A 22,743-nucleotide genomic window follows, 5' to 3' on the forward strand; every position below is an offset into this window, starting at 1 on the left:
ACCAGATCATAATCCTGAAGATGCCGATAAATATACTCAGTCGCCATCTGAGTCTTACCGATACCACCAAGACCATGCAACGCCGAAGGAAGCACCGCCGCGGTACCCCTGTTCCGCCGTTTGGCCAGTTGCTTCAAAAGTTCGCCGCGCCCGGTGAAAAGGGGATTGCGCGGCGGAACATTACCGAACAACCATGGCGGATCGTCCGCCTCACGGGCCGGAAAACGGCCGGTGGCACTCAGTGCTGCGCACGCTGAGGCAAGGGGACGTTCGGCTGTCTCAGGCATCTTGGGCTCACAGTCTTGCTGGACTCATATTCGGGCACGACACTCGCCAGGGTCGCTGTCGAGTCGACAGGGTTCTGGAACGATCACCCAACTCCTTCTTCGCTTTCCACCACAAGCGCGTCCTGTCCCGGCTTCTCCGCCAAAGTGCCAGGCTCAGGATCCGGGCCGGCGGAGAGGAGCCGCCGGTAAAGCGCGCTCGTCCGGAGAAGCTCCTCATGGGAACCCACCGCCTCCACCCGGCCCTCATCGAGCACGATGATCTGATCCGCCGCGCGTACGGTGGACAACCGATGCGCGATCACCAGAAGCGCACGGTGTGTGGAAACCTCTCGCATCGCCGCGGTGAGGGCCCGCTCGTTGAGCATGTCCAGCTGCGAGGTCGGCTCATCCAGCAACAGCAACGCCGGCCGGGCGAGCAAGGCCCTGGCAATGGCGATACGCTGCCGTTCGCCGCCGGACAGGAGCGTGCCGTGGTCACCGACCTCGGTATCGAGACCGGCCGGCAGTCGTGCCACCAGTTCTCCGAGGCATGCCTCGTTGACGACCCACCGAACCTCGTCCTCTGTCGCTTCGGGTACGGCGTAAGTGATGTTGTCGCGAAGCGTCCCATGCAGCACAGGTGCCTGCTGCTCCACAAGATTCACCAGAGTACGGGCATCCGCTCGGGTCATGGAACTCGCCGGACGCCCATCGATCTTGATCTCCCCACGGTCTGGATCGTAAAAGCGCTCGATGAGCTCCAGCACCGTCGACTTGCCCGCTCCCGACCTGCCGACCAGCGCGATGTGACCACGACTGGGCAAGACGAAGGAAAGTCCTTTCAGGACAGGACGGTCGTCGTAGCCGAACCAGACGTCACGAAACTCCACTACCGGGGTCTCACGAACTCGTCGGAGTGCCATCACCTGACCACTCCCCAGCGCTCGGTCCTTCTCGCGCGGCATCGCGAAAACCTCATTCACGCGATCCAGCGCGCCCAGCCCTCGCTGTGCCGTGGAAAAGGCGTTGAACAAGGATGACAACGGCATCACCAGATAGGTGACATAGAGCAGGAACGCGACGAGATCTCCCAGTGACGTCGTACCATTCGTGACCCGGAGACCGCCGATCAGCAGAACGACCAGTACCGAACCGTTGACCGCCAGCTCGATCGCCGGCGCCACCGTCGAGTCCAGCCTGGCCAGCCGCACCCCGGCCCGATAGGCGTCGCGGGCATGAGAACCGACACGTTCGATCTCCCGCCGCTCGGCCTGACAGGCACGGACCGTCCGAGTGGCGCTGAGCGCACGTTCGAGTGCCGCGGTCATGCTACCCACGCTGGTCTGTGCTTCGTTGGAGGCACGTCGGATGCGCGTCAAGACCGCCAACACCGTGGCACCTGCGACAGCGACGGCCGCCAGTACAAGCAGGAACAGCTGCGCGTCGAGCCACACCATCAGGACAACCGCGCCGGCAACCCCGAGGGAATTCGTGACGATATCGGAAAAGCTTTGTGTCGCCGCCTCGCGCACCATCGACGTATCGGTGTTCGCCCGGGAGATCAGGTCACCGATACGCTGACGGTCGCAGACCCGCATATGCAAACGCATCAAATGGGCCGTCAGGCGTAACCGGAGACCGAGAAGGATGCTCTCGCTGGTGCGGTCCAGCAGAAAGCGGCCGACAGCGTCCACGACGGCTTGGATGACGAACACCGCGAGAAGCGCGACCACCAGCCAGCTCGCGACGGTGCCGGCCTGCGCGGCGTCGATCACCTGTTTCACCAGCATCGGCTGGACCAGCCCGACAAGCGTACCCAGCAGGGTCAGCAGGGTGGCGATGACGACCTGCCGCCCATGACCGCGGAGCAGTCGCCACAAATGAGGCAAACGAGTCAGCGATTCACCGCCCGCCGCCTCGGCATTTTGGCTCTCCTCGTTCACGAGTCCACCGGGGGAACGATCATCAGACGCTGGAAATAGTCGTCGGAGAACTCTTCTCCCACGAGGACGCCGTCCACCTCGACCCACGCATGGGCGGCGAACGGACCGACCTTTCTCGCGCCCACGCACCAGGTCGGCCATACACCCCAGGCGCGGCAGAGCAACGCGGTGGAAATGGACCGGGGAACACACCCCTGCGCGCCCCGGCACACCAGGCTCACCGTCGTGACCGCGTCACGTGCGGCCGATGCTTGGCCGAGGCCCGCCGGACGAGCTCCCCTGCGGATGTAGCCGAGTACCATACGGATCCGCGCGGGCGGCAGCAAGGCGAGCAGCCGGGCAAGAGCGACGGCTGCCCGCGCCAGCAGCCGCCGCGGCAACGGGATTCCCTCGCCACGCCGGGGCAAGGTCATCGGGGTGGTCATTTCTCCTCCACAAGGCCGGCTTCACGGAGCTGATCCAGAAGGTTGCCGACGTCGGTCGAAACGGCGTCGCGGCGCGCCGGATAGAGTTCGACCACCGCATCGACGGCATCGTCCTCGTTCTTGCCATCGAGCAGCACACCTATGGCCAGGGCGCCGGTCGGATTGAGCGTCCAATACCGACCGCTCGCCTCGTTCAGCACCACGGCGCCGTAGTCGGTTTCGCAGAAGACGACGTTCTTGGCCAGCTTCACGATCGCGGTCCCGCCTGCGCTGACTGGATTCCGAGCCGTCGAAGCCAAGCCTCGGAAGTGAAAGTCTGCTGAAGCGACTCGTGCGGACGGGTCAGCGAAGGCGAGTAATGACTGGCTGCCCGCAACTGATCGGCATCGACAAGTCCCAGTTCCGCGAGCCGGGAGTCCTCACACAGCGCCATCAGGTCAAGATGGTTGGCGCGCAACCCTGCCTCCTCCTCGGCCGAACTTTCGGCCTTGGTCGTGCGTTCGAGCGAAGCCTCGGGGACGATCCCCTTCATGGCCTCCTTGATCAACGGTTTGTATTCCCAGGGCGTGGACCGCTCATACGCGCGAACGGCCAAGCACGCCTCAACGACCTGATCGTCGAGAAAAGGCACAGCGAACGGCACGCCGGTCGGTCCCACCAGCTGCCCGAACGATCGGGCGATCCGCGCACTCGACCGGATGGCGAGGAGATCGGCATGCTTGCTGGGGTCACCTGCCAGCGGGCGTACGGCTTCTTGCCTCACTCGAAGCATCTGGCGGACAAGATCGACGCAGTCGCGACTGACCCACGGCGGCAACCGCGGTGGCTCGTCCCAGTCGAACTTCGGAGACCTCAGCGCTTGGCGCGGATCGGTGATCCGCTCAGCGGTGCCTGCCCACCAAGAACCGTACGAACGTGGTCGAAGCAGCTGCCACACGACGTTCATGAGCGGCCAACGCCCCTGAGCGTGGTACGCCCGAAGCCGGGGCAACGCGATCCATGGCGCCATACGAGTCAACGAACGCAGATAGTTCAGATCGCCTTCCAGGACCTCGTCGCCCCCGAACCCGGTGAGGTGGACCCGCGACCCCAGCGCGGCCATCCGTTCGAAGCCCGTCAGTATCTGAGCCCGGTCGATCTGCCCGATGAAGGGCCGGTCCAGGCAGTCGGCGGCGGTGGCTATGCCCTGATAAACCAAGGGAAGTTCGTTTCGGGGCAGGATCTCGTGTCCCACCCCGGGCAAGGCGAAGATCGCCCTCATGGCCCAAGGGACGTCGTCATCAGCCGGATCCAGACCGACCGTGGTGTAGGCGATCAGTTCGGCAGGACTGTCTGCCGCGAGAAAGCATACCGAGGTCGAGTCGAGGCCGCCGGAAAGGTCGCAGCTCACTCTGCCGCCGGCGGAAGTCCTGACCGCGACCGCATTGGTGAGCGCGAGTCGAAGCGCGCGTGCGCCGTCCTCGAGCGGCACCACCGGTTCGGGCGGCGACCACCAACGGAAGGTCGCCGGTCGCCCGGCCTCGTCGGTCAACAGAAAATGATCCGGTGGAACAGCGTCGACGCCCTTCCACATGGGGAGATCGTCCAGTGGGTACGGTGGCATCGGGTCCAAAAGTGACAGTGCCACCGCGTCGAGGTCCAGTTCGGCACCGAGCACCCCGGCGAGCACGTCGGCCCGGTCGGCGGCGAGCACTTGTCCATCCACGTCGGCATAGAGGACCTGGCGGACACCGGCCGCCGTTCCCCGCACCAGTGAACGGCCTTTGACGTACGCGATCACGTGATAACTGCCGGGTAGCGAAGACAGCACCGTGCTGACAGCAGTGACGTCGCCGGTCCTCTCGAGGATGCCGGCGAGACGGGCGGCGGTGACGGACACGTGCCCGATCACCGCCACCCGCGAATTCCCCGCCTCGGCTACCACGATCTCGTCGTCACCCCAGTTGCCCACCAGCCAGGGGCGGCCAGAATTGTGAGACACGGACACCCGCCCCTGGGCGAGTAGCAGCCTCGTGACCGTGCTTGTCACGTCGGCGTCTGGCATGACGACGAACCATGAAGTGTCGGGCGCCAACGCAGGGAAATCCATCATCTGGCTAGATACCTATGCCTCTCACCAGTGCCAGTGGCGGTGGCCGCGACGGCAGTAACGGTCACGGCCCCAGCCGCACTTGCCACATCCGGTCACCTTCGAGAAGGCCCCGGCGGCCTGCAGCGCCGGGGACTCGTAAACACCCTTCACAACTACTCCTTACATTTCGGTTAATTGCAACAGCCTGACCGGACGCATCCGGTCCGACTAAGGTAATTCTGCCCCAAGCAGAGCCATTTCCGGTACATTCTCGGCACAGCGCGGACGGGGCCGATTTCGACTTCGCTGCCGTGCGTGGCAATGAGGGTCAGAACACGAATAGCCATTCACGATCGCCCGGCTCACGCCTCACCGGCCACCGGCCAGGGATGAAGAGTCGTCCGTGTTCACAACGTGTCCGCGAGCATTCGCTCATGCAGCCGGCGCAGCTCGGCACCGGGCTCGATGCCGAGCTCGTCCGTCAGTGATCGGTAGGCCGATTGGTACGCGTCCAACGCGTCAGCTCGCCGGCCAGAACGGTGCAATGCGACAAGTAGCAGGCACCACAGCCGCTCGCGTGTCGGATGTTCGATCGTCAGCGCACGGAGGTCTGGGACCACCGTATGGTGCTGCCCCAGCATCAGCCGTACGTCGATCAGTTCCTCGCGGGCGGTCCAGCGCAGCTCTTCCAGGCGAGCCGCTACGGGACGCCTGATGGACAGCGGAAGATCTTCATACGGCTCGCCGCGCCAGAGCCCGAGCGCTTCGCGGAAATGCTCGACAGCCTCGCCGTCGGCAGACCGGTTTCGCGCTTCGCGCCCCAGCCGTACCGACTCCTCGAATCGGAAGACGTCGAGTTCACCCGGCTCCACGCTTATCCGGTATGCACCGACCCGATTGGCGATCCTGCCGGGATCGCCCCCGAGTGCCGCCAGCGTCCGACGCAACTGCGAGACATAGGTTTTGACATTCCCTGACGCAGACCTCGGCGGTGGCCCCTCCCAGAGCGCATTCTCTATCAGCGGAGTGGACACCCAGCGTTCCGCATGGAGAAGCAACAGAGCCAGGAGCGTTCGCGGCTTGCGCGGCCGCACACAGACCGGTCCTTCGACCTGGCCGCTCAGCTCCAAACTCCCTAGTACCCGGAACAGCATTCGTCAGATCCGTTTGGCAACGCGAAACCCCTGAAACAGCCGGCCGCCGTGCGCCACGGCAGGAGCGGATCCGCGGAGGAGAACACGATGAAGACCACGGGTATCCCTGCCGAGGTACACACCGACGGGGTCGACCGGGCCACCACCGTTCGCATCGAGAGCGAAGAGCAGAAGATCACCAGGCTGAAGCAGGCTCTGTTCACGCGCCTCGGTTGAGATCACCACTCCTCCGGAGTCGGCTTTCACCATGGCGAGCGAGGCTTTCCGCGGCAACCCGTAAACGAGTGTGATCAACCGGGAGCCGCTGATCTTCGAAGCATCCCCCGCCCAATGATGCCGAGCGGTGTCGAGCACGTCGGGGCTCCGATCGGCGAGTGCGGCATCAAGCCAGCCGCGGAACCATCCGCCCCCTTCAGCACCCTCCTTCCACGGCTCCGGCAGGAGACGCACCCACGCTTCGCCTTTGACGACAGAAGCGCCGGACCGTGTTACCGGGAATTCCCGAGCGGGGCCGGCCAGGACAACGGTACGGGCGCCGTCGGTGAACGTCGCCACGACCGCACCCGCGTTGTTCCGTACCACGGTCCGCGCCGGACGTGGCAAACGTTCATAGCGATACTCGGCCACCGGGTAGGGACCGGCCATGATCCGAACCGCGAGTGCGTTCACCGGCGGGACCGTGGTCACCGTCCGCACACCCGGCCCGAGGTGAATGGTCACCACGGACAAGACGACGACGGACAACCAGAGCGCGATACGCAGGTTGCGGACCCACTTCTTCCGGGGCGAAATGCGGGATACTCGCATGGGGCAGATCCTCTGCTTGTCAGACTGTGGAGACGAAACCGGCGAGAACGCCGCTTGCCAGGACCGCACCGGTGACCAGGCTGACCGTCGCCGTGGCCAGCATGGTGGCGACGGGTGGCTGGCGGATCAACTGGTAGGCGATCAGTCCCGGCACCACGAAGCCCAGCGTTTGATGGGCGAACAGCAGTGGGTAGTCATGCTGCAGGACCAGGAAGAGCGTGCTCTGCAGCAAGACGGCGAGCAGGACGATGGCCGAGAAGAGGCGCTTTCCGTACAAGATGGTGAGCCGTTGCAGCCCCTTCGACCCCGCATAGGTGAACACGGTCATCGCTACTACGATCGCGGCACGCCGGTAGTCCTCCACAAGCGTCAGCGCGAGCCAGCCCGGACTGATCATTCCACCGGGCGACAGATTGGTGAGCAGTACACAGGCCAGCGCCAGCACGAGGCCGATGGCCAATCCGAGTGTCGCGACGCCTGGCAACAAGGTTCCCATCGGTTACGATCCCTCCCTTCCTCGTTCCGCGGTCCAGACAACGGCGTCGGCCGTTATCCGCTCCAGAGCCTGCAGCTCGCCCAGGAGCCGCTCTCCCTGGCCGTGGATGCTGCCGATCGCGACGACTGACGCCTCACCCTCGATCCCGTCGACGACTCCGTCGAGAAGCTCGGATGAGCTGCGACGACCGCCGAGATCGCATACCCGGTCCTGCCATTGGCCTGGAATGGCACTTCTCGCGCTCCGTGTCGGCTCACCGATCAGGATCACTCGCTCCGGGTCGAGCCGCGGGATCAGTGATCCTATTTGGCGATTACGCTCGATCCGGTCGGGGCGACATCCGATCACCACATGCAGCGGGCGAGTGATGAGCTTCTCGGACATGAGCTCCTCGATGTTCATCAACGTGGATTCCGGATCGTTGACGGCGAGGAGGTTGGCGAATCTCAGCTGCTTCCCGCGCACCCGGAACCGATCGACACTCAGCGCTCCCGGGTCGGGTGGCGCGGACCACATACCGCGCAACGCCGCCCCGCGATCGACCCCCAGGAGCGCCGCGACGGCCAAGGCTATGGCGACGTTCTCCTTGAAAGTGATCCAGCCGAAACCCTTCATGTCCTCATCCGTCACGGTCTCCGGATCGATCACGACGAGCTCGCAGTTTCGCCGAGCCGCCTCCTGCTTCAGCACCGAAAGCCGTTCTCGTTCGGCGGTGACGCAAATCCCTCCCTTCGGCATCGACCTGCTGAGCGAGCAGGCGATATCGTCAATCGTGGGGCCCATTTCCTCGACGTGGTCCAGGCGGACATTGGAAATGACGCCGATTGTCGAGGAGATCAGCTTGCTCTGGTTGATCTCCTGCAGCTCTGGCATCACAGCCATGCACTCGACGACCAAGGCATCGGGCGAGTAGGCGACGGCGCGGCGCACCACACCGACCTGCTCGATGACATTGGCGATGCCGAATTTCCGGTAGACCGGGTCTTCATGCGCGTCCGGATGAACGAACCGGGCAGCGGTTCCTGTCGTCTTGGCGACGGTCACCAGATCGCCACCTCGCAGCGCACCTGCGCACAACCGGGTTATCGAGCTCTTCCCGCGAGTACCGTTGACCAGCACTCTCGTCGGAATGGACCGGAGATTGGCGTGGTGACGGCGCTGTTCGAGGATGCCGGCCGTCAGGGCAAGGACACAGAGGACTACATATACGACGTAACAGAAAAGCACATCAGCTCTCTCGCCGGGCAAGCTCTTTCCGATACTCGGAATCACTCGCTGTTCTCCTGCAGATCTCGAGGCATAAGGTGATCGTGCCGATCTGGTCTTGCCTCACCGGGTGGATCCCGGATACGTGGTCGCCGGATGCCAACCGCTCCGCGAGCGTCGCCGTCCGCCGCAACTGCCGTACGACAATGAACTCATGCCAACCGAAGTTCAGCAGAGCGATGACGAGACCGATGAGACCGGCCGAGAGAGCGCGCCGGCTCACTTCGTTCTCCGGAAGTCCTAGCATGGCTGTGTCTTGTTCGGAGATCACACTCCATTGCAGGGTGCCCGCCGGTCCCGGTGCGCCGATCGCGGCGGAGGCGATCACGGACTCACCGCCCCGGGATCGCCCTATCTCCGCGCGAGGCCGCCCCGCGAGTGCCTCACTCGCGCTTCGTCGGAGAGAGTCCTCGGACAGCGTATGGAACGCGAGATACCCCTCGGTGTCGGCGATCGTCCGGAAACCGGGATCGACGACCCGGACTCGACCGGCGCGCCGGTGCAATAGTTCCGAAAGGTGCTCCACATCGAACTCGGCGACGACGCCATGGCGGGCATCCGGCAGTTCCGCGTACGCGAAGATCACGGGGAGGCTTCCGGCGGTGTTGTGCTGACGTACACCTTCGCCGGAAGGCAGCCGGGCTTCGGCCCGCAGTGGCGGCCGCCCGGTCCGGGCGCCGATCCGGCCTGCCGAATCCACTACATAGATACTCCGGTACCTGGCCTCCCTGGCGATCAGGCGCTCCATGAGCGGGAGTACCGAATCAGTGTCCTTGTTCCCTTTGGTCCTCGCCAAGAGTTTCAAGTCCGCGACCGCTCCGTTCAGGCTGCGGCGGACCGTGTCCGCGATACGCGAAACCTCCATTCCCCGTTCACGCACGACGAGTTCCGGCACCCTGGGTGCCGCACCACCGGCGGCCACCAGCACAGCGCACGACCAGGCCAGCATGGTCGCCGCGGCGCCGACGATCGTCAGTCGTGCCGACGGCACCCACCAACGCAGGCGTCGTCCGTGTTCCGCCGCACAACTGAGTTGCTCCAGCACTGCGGCGATCCGGCGCACCTCACGCACTTCCAAGCCACGCGACTTCGGCGCGCCGGCCCCGGAGGCGACCGCCAGCGCGCCGGTTCGCAGCCGGTGAACCGGAACGACAATGGTCCTGCGTACCAGTACGAAACCGAAGACCGCCACGACCACCAGGCTGACAACAGTCACCGGGTGGCGATCTGTCTGCGTGTGCCCTTCCACCGGCACGTGGGCCATCGACACCAGCGAGAGCCTCCACGCCCCGGATAGACCGGCTACCGTCAGCGGCGCATGAGCGACCACCAACGCCTTCTCACGGACACCATCCGGCCCCGTTCCGTTCCCGGCGACAAGGTCGACGGTGCTACCGGTACGTCCCCCCGCCGATTCGGCCGCGGCCTTGTTGATCAACCCCTGGCTGACTCGGGCATCCACGGCAGGAGCGGGTCCTCTCGAATCGAGGACGCGACCTTCGTCCGTGACCACCAGCACGCTCTGTCCGAGTCCCGAGTCCAACGGAACCTCGGAGGTCACCAGGTCGGTGAATGCCACCAGGGTCCGCTGCTCGTTGCCGGCGAGCATCGGGACCGTCGCGACCATGACGACGCCCTTACCCGTCGACGCCACAGGACGAACGCTCGCTTCCTTCGTGACTTCACTGTCGAGAGACGCGAAGGGCAGGGGTTCGCCGCGAGTGGCGAGCAATCGTCCCGTCGAGCTCTGCATGAGTGCCATCCCGCGCCATCGGGGATACACCTCACCCAGAGAACCGAGCAGGGCGTCCGGTTCCCGGCCCTGCTCCCGCTCGGACTGCGTCAGTCCGAACCGGAGTTCCATGACGGATTCCGCCACGGTCTTCGCCAACGCGCCGGCAGTTGCTTCAGCGAAACGTTCTTGCGACTGCACGACGACATCGGGTACCGGTCTCGCCGACGGAGAATCGAGAAGCAGGACGCAGGCGGCGAGCAACAAGGTCAGCACCAGAACTACGGCGGAAGGGGCACCCACGCCTCTGGGAAATCCTGCCTCGGCAAGGTGCTTCTCCAATCGGATTGTGCGCTTCCGCACGAATTGTTTCCTCTCGACCTGAGCGCGGCGGTTTCACCAGCCCTGCGCGATGAGGGCATCATTCCCCTTCACCGCCCGCCGGTGAAGGAGCCATCCAGCTGGCCGCCGGGCGCAGAGTCTCACCCTGCCGAGCACCCGCAGGTCACATCGGGCTCAAGGAACTTTCAGAGTGTCGACCAAGGCCATCCATACCGCATTGGTGACTACCAGCGCCGGACCCGAACGGTCTTTGGAGTCGCGTACCGCTACGTGCTTCTCCAGCTCGGCAACCTCTACACAGGCACCTTCACCGACGCTTCGAAGCGGCTTCCGCCAGACCGCGTCCGGCGAAATGATGTTTCCCTGCTCCACTCGCGCTACAACTCCTTAATGATCTTGCCGACAAAACTGGTGGTTTGCTCCGGAGACAGTGCCATCTCCCTCAGCCGCCCGAAAACACAGGTGTATCCCGCGATCTCACTCTCGCGCTCCAGGTACAGACCCCCCACAGGAGTCTCGACATAGACGACGTCCGGATCGGACTCCTCGTGGAACTCCAAGACCGTGAACGGTCCTACCATCGCCGGGTGTTCACCGGCCGCGATGGGCAGAACCTGCACGTTGACGTGCGGCAGTTCCGAAATCTCCAGAAGGTGCGTGAGCTGGTCACGCATGACAGGCCTGCCGCCGACCGGCCGTCGCAAAGCCGCCTCGCTATGCACCGCCCACAAGCTGATCGGGCGGCTGGAGTGCAGGCGTTCCTGGCGTTTCATGCGCAGCATCACCTGTCGGTCGACCTGGTCCTCCGTCCGGGGAACCACGGTCGCCGCCGTGACCGCACGGGCATACTCCTTGGTCTGCAAAAGCCCGGTGATCACTTCGCCTTCATATGTTCGACTCGTGGCGGCTTCAGCCTCCAACCCCACATAGGTCGCGAGCCACCCGGGTAACACATCACCATAGCTGTGCCACCATCCCCGAACACGGGATTCTCTCGCGGCCTGGACAAGACGATCCGCTTCAACGCCTTGTACGCCGTACAAGTCCAGCATCAAGCGGACGTCACCTGGACTGATACTGCCATGACCGTTCTCGATGCGCGAAATCTTCGAGTGCCTGCATCCGAGATATTCGGCGACTTCGCCGATCTTCTTGCCTGCCTTCTCCCGATGGCGACGCAGTTCGCTGTCCAAACGCCTACGACGGACAGTGGGGCTGTAATCAGCGGCCAATTCTTACTCCTTTCATTGCGGGGTAGCTTCCACCACTTGTGCTGATTTGCGGTAGACCCAGACAGAGTAACGCCCCGACAACCCTGTCGGCGGATGTACAGCTGTGTACGTACAGGCCAAGCTGTTCGCATGACCAATCCGGCAAAACCGCACGTGAAGGCCATGTTACGGCCACACTGGCCAACATACATGAATGAGATTCACGACGCGGCATCGTCCATCTGGGGGTAACCGGAATGGCGTACATTTCCAGAACATGAAAGATCGTCGCCAATCTTGCGGACCGCCCGGAAATGACCCGGCGCGACTCATGGCGCGGTAAAGGATCGATTTTTCTGGTGTCGGAATCTTTTGTCCGCTAGACCGATACCAGTGCCGCCGGACGGCGTGCGCGTCGCCTCCTCGAGCGCGCGCCGCCGTCCGGCATCCAGAGCGGCGGTGAGGCTGGGAACCCTCCCCGACATACCAGCCTCACCGCCCCCTCAACTGCGCGGAAGCCACGCCCCGCCGCGAAACGCACGCGCCGAATGCGCATTACCGCCCTCCCGTCATCCGCATGAGGAGGGCAGATCACCCCTGCCCGGTTTCCCGCCGCGCGCCATCGAGCACCGGCCGGTCGGAGACCGCGGTCGCCGGCTCTGCCAGTAGACAAGAAAGCGGGTTCCAGAAATGCCCTCTCAAGGTGTTGCGGAAGCGGTCGTGCCCAGTTCACAGCTGGAACACATGTTGGCGACGGCCGACGCCTATCGGCGGTTCTACGGCTGGCCGACGAGTGTGGACCACACGACCGGACAGGTCGTGCTCACCGTGTCCGGCGAGGTGAGCGCGATCGTAGCGAGGAAGCCACTCTGCGAGGACGCCCAAACGTTGCTCGCCATCCGGATGCTCGCCGGCCCCGTCGTCACCTTGCCTGGCGCGGATTGTGCCTTCCTTACTGGTCCTGCGTGCCATTTGAGCCAGGCGACGGTGACCGACCTCCAACGGCTCGGCGTTCGCCTGCAGTGCGGGGGGTCACTGATCCCCTTGCCCCCGTCGAGAGCCGGCGACGACGCGGTGCGATGGCTGTGCGGGCCGAAGCCGACCCGGCCGCTTCCCCCGTGGACCGCGGTCATCGGAGCTCTCCGCGCCTCCTCGGCGATATGCCCCCTCTAGTGCCACCCGAAGACGAGGTTCGATCCTTGTCCCAAGAAAGGAAGGGCTCCTGCTGTGTTCAACTACACCGCGACACTGTCAGCTGCGGAAAACTGGGTGAACCTGATCCCACGGCGGCCGCTCTGGCACCATGCGGATGTCGAATGGGAGTTCGAACCAGTCATCCAGAGAGCCGCCGGAGTCCTGAAGCTCACGCTGCGCGCGCCGGACAGAGCGGCCAAGGTCCGGGCCGTTCAGATCGCCGATGTCCGCGACACGGCCAACGCCGCGGGCTCGGTCATGGCAGTGCTGGACGACATCTACATGAAGATGTTCGAGATCTCCGGAATCCCGGCTCCTCCGATACCGGTCCGGTAGGCCGGCCTCGCTAGCGCGCAAAGGGTCACCTTCAGGGAACCTGCGTCCCTGAGGTGACCCTCACTGCACCCCGCGGCACACCTGACGCGAGAGAACGCCGAAACAGGCACACCTCCGGGTCAGCCGACCACGATGCTCGCGCCCCGCAGCGAGATGTACCACGCATCGGACCTGAACTCCGGCCCGCGCTCCTCGCCGATGTAGAGATCGAGGTGCCGAGGGCCGCCCAGACCAGGGGTGAACTCATCGCGAATCTGCCACTTCGCCGCGGTGATCCCGGCACAAACCCCACTCGGAGGGGTTTCACCCGACTCGGTGGTGCCGCACCCGACAACGGAGAATCGCGAGCCCATGGCCAGCACATCACGGTCGGCCGCGGCACTGACGAACGGCTCAAGCGGTTCGCCCCGACTGTCCAGTGGAGCATTCTCGAGCCAGTATCCGATGTTGTACGACCAATTCAGGTAGCGGCCCGTATGCGGCCCACTGGTGATTCGCCCGGTCCCCTCGTCACGTACCGCATCGGCGAATCCGACTGGATAGCGGCCCAACGATTGTTTTCCAGCGGCGCACTCACTGTCCGGACAGCCGAACACCTCCGCGGAAGGACCCGCATGATAAGTCTCGACAGCCGTGTAGTAGACGGTGATCAACCATCCGCTGGACGGCTCGTGGCGAGCCTGCTTGCAGCCGATCACGCCGAAGACGATCGAGGCGACAATCGAAATAGTCTTGATTCGGTAATGGTCACCCTTGCCACCGGGTCTTCGCATACCGTTCACCACTCTTCGGCCCATGCGCTTCGTATCTCATCTCGTGTGCCGCCCCCTGGCCACAGTACGCTCGACCAGACGTTCTGTCTTCACCCAGTCGACACGGCCGCCGACGTGCCGGGCGACTCCACGGCAGCCCGCGACCGAGCCGAGCACCAGGAAGACCGGATAGGTCATCGAGGTGACCACACATCGCCACAGGGGCTCGTCACGCAGTCTAAGCCGATGGGTGAATCCCCAGACCGCACCGGGCAACAGCAGCGCACCCAGCCACGTCACCCATGCCGACACCGCATCGGTCGTACCGCTCGCGAGCGGGAACAGAGCCGTCCCGCCGAGCCCGACGTGGATGGCGATGCCGAGAAACAGGAACGCCAGCAGGGCGACGATCGGTACGCACCAAGGAATGATCAAGTAGTGCAGCAGGTCGACCAGCCCCAGCGCGGAAACGTGACGAGAGGTGAGCAACCCGGGCAGATGGCGAGCGCACTGGAGGTTCCCCTGCGCCCACCGGGTACGTTGCCGAACCAGCCGGCGAATGTCGACGACGGCCTGCTGGGTCACGACGGCGCGTCTCACGTAGCGGACTCTGACCCCTGCCCGATGCAGCCGTAGTCCCAGTTCGGTGTCCTCCACCAGACAGGACGACCACGGGTCGTTCCCGAAAGCCATGAGTACCGAGAGCTTGACGAACTGGCCGTTGCCGCCCAGTGCGACCGTACCGACGGTGTCACGCACCGTCTGAGCCGCGTCGGCGACGCAGCCGAACTCGATGTCCTGCAGTAACCCCAGCAATTTGTGCCGATTACGAATACGGACCCTGCATTGGACCGCACCGCTCGTCCCGTCGGCGAGGTATCGATCGACTTCGGTAAGCAGGTTTCGGCTGACCCGGCCGTCGGCGTCGACCACGCCGACCACGGTCTCATCTGCCGTGCCCTCTTCCAGCGCGAGTTCGCGGATCAGCCGGTACGCGGCGTTGAGAGCGGCACCTTTGCCTTGTCGTGCCTCCGGCAGATTACGCCGAAGGACCAGCAATCGATCGTCATAGAGGGACTCGAGCACCGTCGAGGTCCGGTCGGTACTCCCATCGTCCACCACCAGCACGCGCAGCCGATTCTTGTCGTCGGCCAAGGCAAGGAGAGACCGTACGGTGTCAGCGATCACCAGTTCCTCGTCAAGCGCCGGGACCACAAGCCAGAAACACGACGGTCTGCCGGGGCCTGCCGCGCCTGGCATGGGAGTTCTCAGGCTCAGCAAAGACAGAATAATATTGTAGATCGGCCATCCGAGCATGAGCGCCAGCATCAGCGAATAGATCTGCATGGTTTCTACTTGACCGCCCGTCGTAAACGCAGGCCAAGGGATCGCAGCGCGAGCAAAGAACAGGCGACCACCAGTACATGCACGGCCACTTGCACCACCCCGGACGATCCGAAGAGGGCAAATCCCATGAATAAAGGGACCCCGGTCGCCGGAATCGATGTAACAGACATCTTGACAATCCTTTTGACGGCGTGCGATACATTAAGAACCAGCTGCAGAGCGCGGAAGCGGCCACTCCCATTAACACTGAACCCACCCTGCACAGCCTGGGCAACAGTCCCATGAAAATTCGCGCGGGGTTCACCGAGTGGGAGTATTAATGGATTGCACTGTTCGGAGCAGCTCAGGGGCCATTCACCGGGACGACCCCGGAATAGCGGCCGATACGTCCCGAACGGCACCCGAAGTGGTATTACTGGGCGGCACCCGACCAGAGGCGGTGAAGCTCGCACCGATCGTTCGAGCGATGCGAGACCAAGGCCGGATCCGACCGGTGCTGGTCGCGAGCGGACAGCACGAAACGATGTTCGGTCAAGCCTTGTCGTCCTTCGGACTGAGCCCCGATGTCCGGCTGGACATCGAGCGCCCGACAGGAACTCTGTCCGAACTACTGGGTGAACTGGTGAGGACCCTCGACGTTCACCTCGAACGGCTCCGGCCCGCCGCTGTCGTCGTTCAAGGTGACACGACGACGGCGCTCGCCGGCGCCCTGGCGGCCTTCTGGCGTCACATTCCCGTAGTTCACGTCGAGGCCGGACTGCGGTCCCATGATCCGCGGGCACCCTTTCCCGAGGAGGCCAACCGTAAACTGGTAGCCCAACTCAGTACGTTGCATCTCGCGCCAACCGCTCGTGCGGTGAACAACCTCCTGGAAGAAGGCATCGCCGGCCCAGAGGTACTGCTGATCGGCAACACCGTGGTCGACGCGGTGCTTTCGATAGCGCGTACACCGACCGCGTACCACGATCACCGGCTTCCCTCCGTCGAGAACCGGGCGCGTACCGGCAAGTCTCGCCTGCTTCTCGCCACGATGCACCGCAGGGAATCCTTGGGCGCTCCCCTGGACGGAATCCTCGCCGGCCTGCGCGCGATAGTGAAGGAGCACGCGGACGTCGAAGTGGTCTTGCCGGTCCATCCGAACCCTCAAGTCCGTGATCAGGTGGTCACCGGCCTCCTCGGTGTGGACCGTGTCCATATCACCGGCCCCTTGCATTACGCGGAATTCTGCCGACTGCTCTCCTGCGCGCGCCTGGTGCTCACGGATTCCGGAGGCGTGCAGGAGGAAGCGCCCAGCTTCGGAGTTCCGTGCGTCGTGCTGCGCGAAGTCACCGAGCGCATGGAGGCCGTCGAAGCGGGCGTCTCGGTGCTGGCGGGACCAGATCCCGTCCTGATCGCGCGGCATGCCGCTCAGCTGTTGGCCGAGAACCGGCACGAGGGCTCGAATAATCGCGCCAATCCGTTCGGTGACGGTCTGGCCGCTGTCAGGGCTGAGCAGGCCATCGCACACCTGCTCGGGCTCGACTCCTGCGCGCCCGCAGCTGCGCAGCAAGCCATACTGGCAAAGGGGAAGTGATGAGCACTCTCACCCCTTCCCTGCGTCGGAGGTCCCGTTCATGGCCCGCGTGGCTCCGGCTGGCATGCGCCTTTGTGCTTGCCGGTTCTGTCCCCGTCGCCGTATCCGTCGTGGACTCCGGGTCGCGGATCACGCCGGCGGAAACATCCTCCGTTCCCGGCAAACCGGGGGATCCGGCCCCGGGCGCCCTGCCGGGCTGGCGCACGCTGGTGCTCTACGAACCAGGTACGGATGGCTCCAGTGGTGAGGTATACGGAGTGCAAGCGGCGAACCTCGTCTCCCATGGCGGCTCGTTCGAGCTGCGTCAGGCCGACAGGTACCGGCCGGGCGATGCTTCCAAGTTCTCATCGATCGTGTACATCGGTCATCGCGGCACCGCTCCTGTTTCCGATGGCTTGCTCGCCGATCTGGTCACCGCGGGCAAACCCGTCCTGTGGATCGGGCACGGGATCGAGAGCTTGTTCACCCGGGATCCGGCCTACCAGCACAAGACCGGGTGGCGGCCTGCCGGCCGTGACGAGCAGGCCATCGCCGGTATCGACTACAAGGGGATCCGGCTCGGGCGTGACGACCACGCTGATCCGCCGACACGGGTAGAGCTCATGGATACGGTCAAAGCCCAGGTACTCGCCGAGGTCGTTCACGACGACGGCAACCGGACTCCCTGGGCGGTGCGCTCGGGCGATTTGACCTACATCTCGGAAATCCCGTTCACCTATGTCGGGCAAGCCGATCGGTATCTCGCCGCCGCGGACCTCCTGCGCCCTCCAATGTCTCCGGCGCGGGCTCCACGAGCTCTCGTTCGCTTGGAAGACGTCGGCCCGGCAACCGATCCCGGCGTCCTGAGGACGGTCGCGGATCACCTCGCACAACGCGGGATCCCCTTCACGGTCGCTGTATATCCCCGTCATCGGGACCCGCGAGGGGTAACGAACAATGGCGTTCCACTGGACATCCGGCTGACCGACCGGCCGGATCTGGTCGACGCGTTGCGCTATCTGATCAGCCGTGGCGGCGCGCTCGTGTCGCACGGCTACACGCATCAGTACGGCGACGAACCCAATCCGCACAACGGCGTCAGCGCGGCCGACTACGAGTTCTATCGCGCACGCCTTGGTGCCGGCAACGCGACCGAACTGGTCGGTCCGGTAGCGGGCGACTCTTTCGCGTGGGCACGGGACCGGATCGACCAAGCCCTCTCCGAACTCGCCGGCGCCGGGCTACCCCGGCCGGCGATGTTCGAGTTCCCGCACTACACCGCATCCGCGGTGGACTATCAAGCCGCGACAAAGGCGTTCGGTATGCGGTACGACCGGGGAACCTACTTCCGGGGATGGTGTGAACCTGCCTGTGGCCAGGCCGGCGCGGTCGATCCGGCGGGGAGCTACCTGCAGACTTTCCCCTACGTCGTCCGCGACATCTACGGTGCCGTGGTCGTTCCCGAGAACCTCGGCTATCTCCCGGTATGGCCGGACATTTCAGAACGCGACCGCGCGATAGCCGCGGTGGTCGCCGAGGCTCGGGCCCTCCGCGTCGTCGACGATGGAGTCGCCAGCTTCTTCTACCATCCTTCCCTCGGTGCCGAAGCGCTCATGAAGGTCATCGACGGCATTCAGGCTGCCGGCTACCGGTTTGTGCCTGCCGCGGAGATCGGGCGCGGTTGAGGCTGAATCACAAAGATACGGAGTTCTTCTTGACTAGAATGCTTGGCGTTCGGCGCATCATCATGACCCTTCTGGTGCTGAGCACCACGCTGGTGATCACCTCCCCCGCCGCGAGTTCCGCGACCACCCACTTGTACCCGGCCGCTCCCGGCGCGGAGCCGGGCCGGCGGACGCTCGTGCTCTACGACGCCGACGGTGAATACGGTTGGCTCGGGGAGTCGTACGCGGTCATGGCGGGCAACCTCCTGTCCCATGGCGGCGCCTGGGCCATGCTCCCGGTCCAGCAGCATTTTCGGAACGAGTTGCAGGACTACACCGCCGTGGTCTATATCGGCACCAGTGACCACAGACCACTACCCAGTGCGTTTCTCGACGCCGTGTTGAAGACGCGTACGCCGGTGCTGTGGATCGGCGGCAACATCGGTCAGCTTTACGACAGGGACCGTGACTTCTCGAGAAAATTCGGCTGGCGGCCGGCCGGGGTCGATACGAGCGCGACAGCCCGGGTAATCTACCGCGGCGAATCGTTCGACCGTGACCGTGCCGCGGCTTCGAGCGGCATCATGCGCTCCAAGATCAACGACCCCGGCCACGCGGCCCCCGTGGGCGAGGCGGTTCGCCCGGATGGCAGCCGATTCCCTTGGGGAGTGCGCTCCCGGCATTTGACATACCTGGGTGAAGTGCCGTTCTCGTTCACCGGCCTCAACGATCGTTACCTCGCGGCCGCCGATCTGCTGTCCCGCCACGCGGGCCCTTCCAAGTCGGAGGGCAAAAAGGCCCTGATACGGATCGAGGATGTCGGCCCGGACGCCGATCCCGCGCAACTGCGGGCGATCGCGGACTACCTCCACGCGCGTCGAGTCCCCTTCTCGGTGGCGGTCTACCCCCGCTACCGAGATCCACGAGGTCGTCACAACAATGGCGAACCGGTGGACAAGACCTTGGCGGACACGCCCGCGGTCGTCGCCGCCCTGCGTTACATGACCGCCCGACGGGGAACGTTGGTGATGCACGGCTACACACATCAGTACGGAGAGGGCTCGAATCCCTACAGCGGGGTGAGTGGCGAGGATTACGAATTCTATCGAGTGCGGCTCGGCGACGACGGCGGCCTGCGCTACCAGGGCCCGGTCGCCGCCGATTCCCGGTCCTGGGCACGGCAACGGCTCGCCAGCGCGGCACGAGAATTCCGCCGAGCCGGGCTGGCCGTGCCGACCATCTTCGAGTTCCCTCACTATGTCGGCTCGGCGATCGACTACACCGTGGTAAACGAGCTCTTTCCGACCCGATACGACCAGGGATTCCATGCCGCGGGCTGGTGCCCGAACGGCGCGTGTGGTTCGGGAAAACCGGAGTACTCCCGGGCCACGAGTCAGCGTTTTCCGTTCCTGGTGCGAGACATCTACGGGTCGGTTGTAATACCCGAGTCACTCGACCACGTATCTCCGGCGAGTTCTGGCGAGTCCCGCCGGCTCCCAGAAGACATCCTGGCCACCGCCAAGCGGATCGCGGCGGTCCGTGGCGGTGTGGCGAGCTTCTTCTACCACCCGTATCTGGGAACCAGCTACCTCAAGCAGGTGGTGACCGGAATCCAAGACCTGGGTTTCGCGTTCGCCGACGCGGCGGAAATCCAACGTGGCTGAGCGCGTTCTGCAAGACGCAGCGTCGCGCACGTGCCGCGCACCTTTCGACAGAGGAATCCAAGTGTACGACCGGGAACCACCTGAATCGATTGCGGAGCTGATCAAATGGATCAGGGAAAGGCGTGGTTTCAGCCAGCGTGAACTCGCCGAGTCACTTGCCTCGGCGTCTGGTCGTGACACCGTGACCCGTGCGGACATATCCCGATGGGAGCGAGGGAAACGCATCCCCACCAGCCATTGGCTGCACTGGCTGAGCCGCGTTCTCGAGGTACCGTTGCCCACTCTGCAGTACGCGGCATCTCTCGCCAGGCGCGAACGCCTGCTGGCGCAGATGCTGCAGCCACAGCCGTGGACCCTGCTGCCATTCGAGCTCGATCGGCGGAGCGCGGAATCGAACGACCGACAAGATTATCAGGAGCCATTATGATGGCCTCTTTTCTGTGGTCGCCCACATTGACAAAATCTATCTCAGGGTCTCATCGAGAACCCTGATTGCATCAGAATCCCAACCAGGAGAATACAATATGAAGCGCACGTTTTGCGTGATCGCAGCGACGGTCGCGACGGTGTTCGGCCTCGGCGCCGCCAATGCGGCCGTTGCCGAAGAGCAGGTTCCTGTGGTGCCGCGCAGCGTTCACATCAGCGAGCTTTCCACCCAGGGTGTCGGCCCGGACGCGACGTTCAAGGAATTCATCGAACTGTCCAACCGCGCCAACTACACCGTGACCATCGGTGGTGCCAAGCTGCTGGCCAACTACAGCAACTTCGAGTTCGAGATCGCCCGGATCCCGACCGGTACCCGGCTGGCGCCGGGACAGACCTACCTGCTGGCGAGCCAGCGGCTCGCGGGGTCGGTACAGCCGGACCAGATCTTCACGACCACCAATGACATCCCCAACTCGGTGGGGATCTCCCTGCAGACCGGCATGGGCCGGCAGCTGGACGTCGTGGGCACCACGTACAGGACGACGTTCTACGCGGGTGTCCCCGCTTCGCCGCTCAGCCCGCAGGACGCGGCACAGAAGAAGTCACTCCACCGAGTGAACTTCGTCGGTAACAACCAGGTCGACTTCCAGAAGCTCCCGGCCAGCCCGGGCCGTCCTGGCTGATTTCACACACGACACTACTGCTCCGGGGGGCTCGGGCCAGGTTCTGGCCCGAGCCCCCACTATTGATGGTAAGGCGTGAACAGGTCACCATCACGCCCCGGCAAACACGGCCACAGGCGTCCTCCAAGGCCCGGCACCCCCTTTGCCCTGCCCCTTATATTTGAGGGGAGAGGCAAAGGTGGCGTGATCGAGTCCCCGTCATGAAGGTCGACAGAAGAAGGCTGTGCCTTGACTGTCCACGCGGGACAAGCCCGGACCACAAGATGTCCGGTTGATGTCCACATGTGCGGGTTTGAAGAGGGTCGTGAGTGGCGTTTCGGGTTAGAACCCGAAACGCCACTCACGACCACCCCGCGCCGACCACGCCACGTTTGCATCCTGTCCACGAGACAAGGAGCCGCACGTGACCGATGATGCCGCGGACGGTCTTGGCAAGAAGCTCGGCGAGATCGCCCGCGCGCTGGAAGGCGGAGCCGGATGTCGACTCGACGCTGGACGCCATCGTGATAGCCGCAAGTGGGCGACATTTCGATCCGGTCGGCCCTGACCGTCCACAGGGGAACCGCGAACCACTCGGCCAAAAGCCGCCCCGTCCTCGTCCTCGGTCTCGACGCGCCGGGAGCGGGCAACGACGCGCGCCACGACACCGCCGTGACGCACGAATTCTGGGCGACCCTGCCGGATTTTGTGCGCGCCCATCTCGATTGCCCGATCGTCGATTCCCTGCGGCCCATCACTCAGAAGCACACCATCGAAGGTCTCGTGATGGGCGAATCCGACTCCTGAGGCTGTTTCGCGCGGGAGAAAATCCCGCCGAAGTAACGTCCCTCTGATTCACGAATTCGCCTGAAATGGATACACGTCGATTCGCGAGGCAAGCGAGCCGAACGACTCATGCGTGAGGCTGGGAAGCGTGCCGACCCACGTCGGTCGTCCATCGCCGGGCGGGTGTTCGTCGCGTCCGGGAAGCCGATGTTCTCCGCCTGCCCCGCGCGGGACCGCCGTGGGCGTCTTGGCAAGCCCTTGAACCTTCACGCCGCCGCGGCCGGCGTTGAAGGCGAGGTTCACCCGTGCGATCGGGGATCCGTATTTCTGAATCGATTGTGGAAAACGGCTCGCCGGTTGCCGGTAAAAGTGGCTCATGGCATGGTGTCGGTTAATATCCGACGTGTCACCGAAAGTGATCAACCGAGTGTCGTTGGTGGCCGAACGATGGTCACGAAGTGTCGTCCAGTGTGCGGATTCGGGCGTAAGCCGTGGATAACTGCGACGTATGGTCCAATATAGATGGATCATTCGGACTAAATCAGCGGAAATCGTATTCCTCGGCGCGGCCGGTCGTCTTAACCTTGCGTAATTCTTCACCTGAATCTGCACTGGGGAGCAAGATGAAGTCCACGCCGTTGTCGTCG

At 64.2% G+C, this 22,743-nt stretch carries 23 protein-coding genes and 1 pseudogene; 7 read left to right on the plus strand and 17 right to left on the minus strand.

From position 1 onward, the window contains the following. The 13 genes and pseudogenes from AC069I_RS43230 to AC069I_RS43290 all read right to left on the minus strand — a co-directional run. Nucleotides 1-287 (minus strand): annotated as a pseudogene (locus AC069I_RS43230) (hypothetical protein); the annotation flags it as partial. A gap of 83 nt (nucleotides 288-370) precedes the next feature. Then, nucleotides 371-2,209, minus strand: coding sequence for an ABC transporter ATP-binding protein (locus tag AC069I_RS43235; RefSeq protein WP_478230750.1), 1,839 nt, complete (start codon nucleotides 2,207-2,209; stop codon nucleotides 371-373). Beyond that, the gene (locus tag AC069I_RS43240) at nucleotides 2,206-2,634 is read right to left on the minus strand and encodes a lasso peptide biosynthesis B2 protein (RefSeq protein ID WP_340684107.1); all 429 of its coding nucleotides are present in this window, start codon (nucleotides 2,632-2,634) and stop codon (nucleotides 2,206-2,208) included. Before AC069I_RS43240 ends, AC069I_RS43235 begins: the two co-directional genes overlap by 4 nt. After that, a complete protein-coding gene (locus AC069I_RS43245) occupies nucleotides 2,631-2,885 on the minus strand; it encodes a lasso peptide biosynthesis PqqD family chaperone (protein WP_478230749.1) in 255 nt (84 codons plus the stop codon). The genes AC069I_RS43240 and AC069I_RS43245 overlap by 4 nt, the downstream gene beginning before the upstream one ends. Continuing rightward, nucleotides 2,882-4,678 carry an asparagine synthase-related protein gene (locus AC069I_RS43250; protein ID WP_478267996.1) on the minus strand — a complete coding sequence of 599 codons (1,797 nt, stop codon included), beginning with the start codon at nucleotides 4,676-4,678 and terminating at the stop codon, nucleotides 2,882-2,884. The genes AC069I_RS43245 and AC069I_RS43250 overlap by 4 nt, the downstream gene beginning before the upstream one ends. A 69-nt stretch (nucleotides 4,679-4,747) precedes the next feature. Beyond that, nucleotides 4,748-4,876, minus strand: a complete 129-nt coding sequence (locus AC069I_RS43255; RefSeq protein ID WP_478230747.1) for a lasso RiPP family leader peptide-containing protein — start codon at nucleotides 4,874-4,876, stop codon at nucleotides 4,748-4,750. 236 nt (nucleotides 4,877-5,112) lie between these two features. Continuing rightward, the gene (locus AC069I_RS43260) at nucleotides 5,113-5,859 is read right to left on the minus strand and encodes an AfsR/SARP family transcriptional regulator (RefSeq protein WP_478230746.1); all 747 of its coding nucleotides are present in this window, start codon (nucleotides 5,857-5,859) and stop codon (nucleotides 5,113-5,115) included. Nucleotides 5,860-5,862: 3 nt separating this feature from the next. Next, nucleotides 5,863-6,666: a hypothetical protein gene (locus tag AC069I_RS43265; protein ID WP_478230745.1), complete on the minus strand. Its 804-nt coding sequence runs from the start codon at nucleotides 6,664-6,666 to the stop codon at nucleotides 5,863-5,865. A gap of 19 nt (nucleotides 6,667-6,685) precedes the next feature. Further along, on the minus strand, nucleotides 6,686-7,162 hold the full coding sequence (locus AC069I_RS43270; protein ID WP_340684112.1) for a poly-gamma-glutamate biosynthesis protein PgsC/CapC: 477 nt from the start codon (nucleotides 7,160-7,162) through the stop codon (nucleotides 6,686-6,688). Nucleotides 7,163-7,165: 3 nt separating this feature from the next. Next, on the minus strand, nucleotides 7,166-8,434 hold the full coding sequence (pgsB, locus tag AC069I_RS43275) for a poly-gamma-glutamate synthase PgsB (protein WP_478267997.1): 1,269 nt from the start codon (nucleotides 8,432-8,434) through the stop codon (nucleotides 7,166-7,168). Continuing rightward, nucleotides 8,391-10,463, minus strand: a complete 2,073-nt coding sequence (locus AC069I_RS43280) for a hypothetical protein (protein WP_478267998.1) — start codon at nucleotides 10,461-10,463, stop codon at nucleotides 8,391-8,393. Before AC069I_RS43280 ends, pgsB begins: the two co-directional genes overlap by 44 nt. A 213-nt stretch (nucleotides 10,464-10,676) precedes the next feature. Further along, nucleotides 10,677-10,874 (minus strand): DUF397 domain-containing protein, encoded by a 198-nt coding sequence (locus AC069I_RS43285; RefSeq protein ID WP_478230743.1) that lies wholly within the window; start codon nucleotides 10,872-10,874, stop codon nucleotides 10,677-10,679. 5 nt (nucleotides 10,875-10,879) lie between these two features. After that, nucleotides 10,880-11,734, minus strand: a complete 855-nt coding sequence (locus tag AC069I_RS43290; RefSeq protein ID WP_478230742.1) for a helix-turn-helix domain-containing protein — start codon at nucleotides 11,732-11,734, stop codon at nucleotides 10,880-10,882. Nucleotides 11,735-12,940: 1,206 nt separating this feature from the next. On the opposite strand from AC069I_RS43290, the gene AC069I_RS43295 reads away from it, so the two are divergent. Beyond that, complete coding sequence (locus tag AC069I_RS43295) at nucleotides 12,941-13,243, plus strand: hypothetical protein (protein WP_478230740.1); 303 nt, start codon at nucleotides 12,941-12,943, stop codon at nucleotides 13,241-13,243. Nucleotides 13,244-13,362: 119 nt separating this feature from the next. Here the strand turns inward: AC069I_RS43295 and AC069I_RS43300 are convergent, their stop codons facing one another. Then, nucleotides 13,363-14,016, minus strand: coding sequence for an RlpA-like double-psi beta-barrel domain-containing protein (locus tag AC069I_RS43300; protein ID WP_478230739.1), 654 nt, complete (start codon nucleotides 14,014-14,016; stop codon nucleotides 13,363-13,365). Nucleotides 14,017-14,052: 36 nt separating this feature from the next. After that, a complete protein-coding gene (locus tag AC069I_RS43305; RefSeq protein ID WP_478230738.1) occupies nucleotides 14,053-15,342 on the minus strand; it encodes a glycosyltransferase family 2 protein in 1,290 nt (429 codons plus the stop codon). A gap of 319 nt (nucleotides 15,343-15,661) precedes the next feature. Here AC069I_RS43305 and wecB point away from each other — a divergent pair, with 319 nt between their 5' ends. The 5 genes from wecB to AC069I_RS43330 all read left to right on the plus strand — a co-directional run bounded on the left by wecB (nucleotide 15,662) and on the right by AC069I_RS43330 (nucleotide 21,331). Further along, on the plus strand, nucleotides 15,662-16,915 hold the full coding sequence (gene wecB, locus AC069I_RS43310) for a non-hydrolyzing UDP-N-acetylglucosamine 2-epimerase (RefSeq protein WP_478267999.1): 1,254 nt from the start codon (nucleotides 15,662-15,664) through the stop codon (nucleotides 16,913-16,915). A gap of 110 nt (nucleotides 16,916-17,025) precedes the next feature. After that, nucleotides 17,026-18,579 carry a DUF2334 domain-containing protein gene (locus AC069I_RS43315; RefSeq protein WP_478268000.1) on the plus strand — a complete coding sequence of 518 codons (1,554 nt, stop codon included), beginning with the start codon at nucleotides 17,026-17,028 and terminating at the stop codon, nucleotides 18,577-18,579. A gap of 62 nt (nucleotides 18,580-18,641) precedes the next feature. Beyond that, a complete protein-coding gene (locus tag AC069I_RS43320) occupies nucleotides 18,642-20,222 on the plus strand; it encodes a DUF2334 domain-containing protein (protein ID WP_478268001.1) in 1,581 nt (526 codons plus the stop codon). 61 nt (nucleotides 20,223-20,283) lie between these two features. Next, nucleotides 20,284-20,649 (plus strand): helix-turn-helix domain-containing protein, encoded by a 366-nt coding sequence (locus AC069I_RS43325; protein WP_340684123.1) that lies wholly within the window; start codon nucleotides 20,284-20,286, stop codon nucleotides 20,647-20,649. A 97-nt stretch (nucleotides 20,650-20,746) separates the two neighbouring features. Next, nucleotides 20,747-21,331, plus strand: coding sequence for a lamin tail domain-containing protein (locus tag AC069I_RS43330; RefSeq protein ID WP_478230734.1), 585 nt, complete (start codon nucleotides 20,747-20,749; stop codon nucleotides 21,329-21,331). Between the two features lie 340 nt (nucleotides 21,332-21,671). Here the strand turns inward: AC069I_RS43330 and AC069I_RS43335 are convergent, their stop codons facing one another. Continuing rightward, nucleotides 21,672-21,833: a hypothetical protein gene (locus AC069I_RS43335; RefSeq protein WP_478268002.1), complete on the minus strand. Its 162-nt coding sequence runs from the start codon at nucleotides 21,831-21,833 to the stop codon at nucleotides 21,672-21,674. Between the two features lie 14 nt (nucleotides 21,834-21,847). Here AC069I_RS43335 and AC069I_RS43340 point away from each other — a divergent pair, with 14 nt between their 5' ends. Beyond that, nucleotides 21,848-22,117, plus strand: a complete 270-nt coding sequence (locus tag AC069I_RS43340; RefSeq protein ID WP_478224609.1) for a hypothetical protein — start codon at nucleotides 21,848-21,850, stop codon at nucleotides 22,115-22,117. Between the two features lie 48 nt (nucleotides 22,118-22,165). On the opposite strand, the gene AC069I_RS43345 is transcribed toward AC069I_RS43340, so the two are convergent. Beyond that, nucleotides 22,166-22,519 (minus strand): hypothetical protein, encoded by a 354-nt coding sequence (locus AC069I_RS43345; RefSeq protein ID WP_478224608.1) that lies wholly within the window; start codon nucleotides 22,517-22,519, stop codon nucleotides 22,166-22,168. Nucleotides 22,520-22,743: the final 224 nt, after the last annotated feature.

Source organism: Amycolatopsis sp. NPDC043885 (genome assembly GCF_056435685.1).

Bases quoted from the DNA above. Each gene is read 5' to 3' on its own strand.
- AC069I_RS43270 (WP_340684112.1), bottom strand. From the start codon at position 7,162: ATGGGAACCTTGTTGCCAGGCGTCGCGACACTCGGATTGGCCATCGGC.
- wecB (WP_478267999.1), top strand. From the start codon at position 15,662: ATGGATTGCACTGTTCGGAGCAGCTCAGGGGCCATTCACCGGGACGAC.
- AC069I_RS43250 (WP_478267996.1), bottom strand. From the start codon at position 4,678: ATGCCAGACGCCGACGTGACAAGCACGGTCACGAGGCTGCTACTCGCC.
- AC069I_RS43320 (WP_478268001.1), top strand. From the start codon at position 18,642: ATGACCCTTCTGGTGCTGAGCACCACGCTGGTGATCACCTCCCCCGCC.
- AC069I_RS43330 (WP_478230734.1), top strand. From the start codon at position 20,747: ATGAAGCGCACGTTTTGCGTGATCGCAGCGACGGTCGCGACGGTGTTC.
- AC069I_RS43265 (WP_478230745.1), bottom strand. From the start codon at position 6,666: ATGCGAGTATCCCGCATTTCGCCCCGGAAGAAGTGGGTCCGCAACCTG.
- AC069I_RS43260 (WP_478230746.1), bottom strand. From the start codon at position 5,859: ATGCTGTTCCGGGTACTAGGGAGTTTGGAGCTGAGCGGCCAGGTCGAA.
- AC069I_RS43335 (WP_478268002.1), bottom strand. From the start codon at position 21,833: ATGGCGTCCAGCGTCGAGTCGACATCCGGCTCCGCCTTCCAGCGCGCG.
- AC069I_RS43300 (WP_478230739.1), bottom strand. From the start codon at position 14,016: ATGCGAAGACCCGGTGGCAAGGGTGACCATTACCGAATCAAGACTATT.
- AC069I_RS43240 (WP_340684107.1), bottom strand. From the start codon at position 2,634: ATGACCACCCCGATGACCTTGCCCCGGCGTGGCGAGGGAATCCCGTTG.
- AC069I_RS43305 (WP_478230738.1), bottom strand. From the start codon at position 15,342: ATGCAGATCTATTCGCTGATGCTGGCGCTCATGCTCGGATGGCCGATC.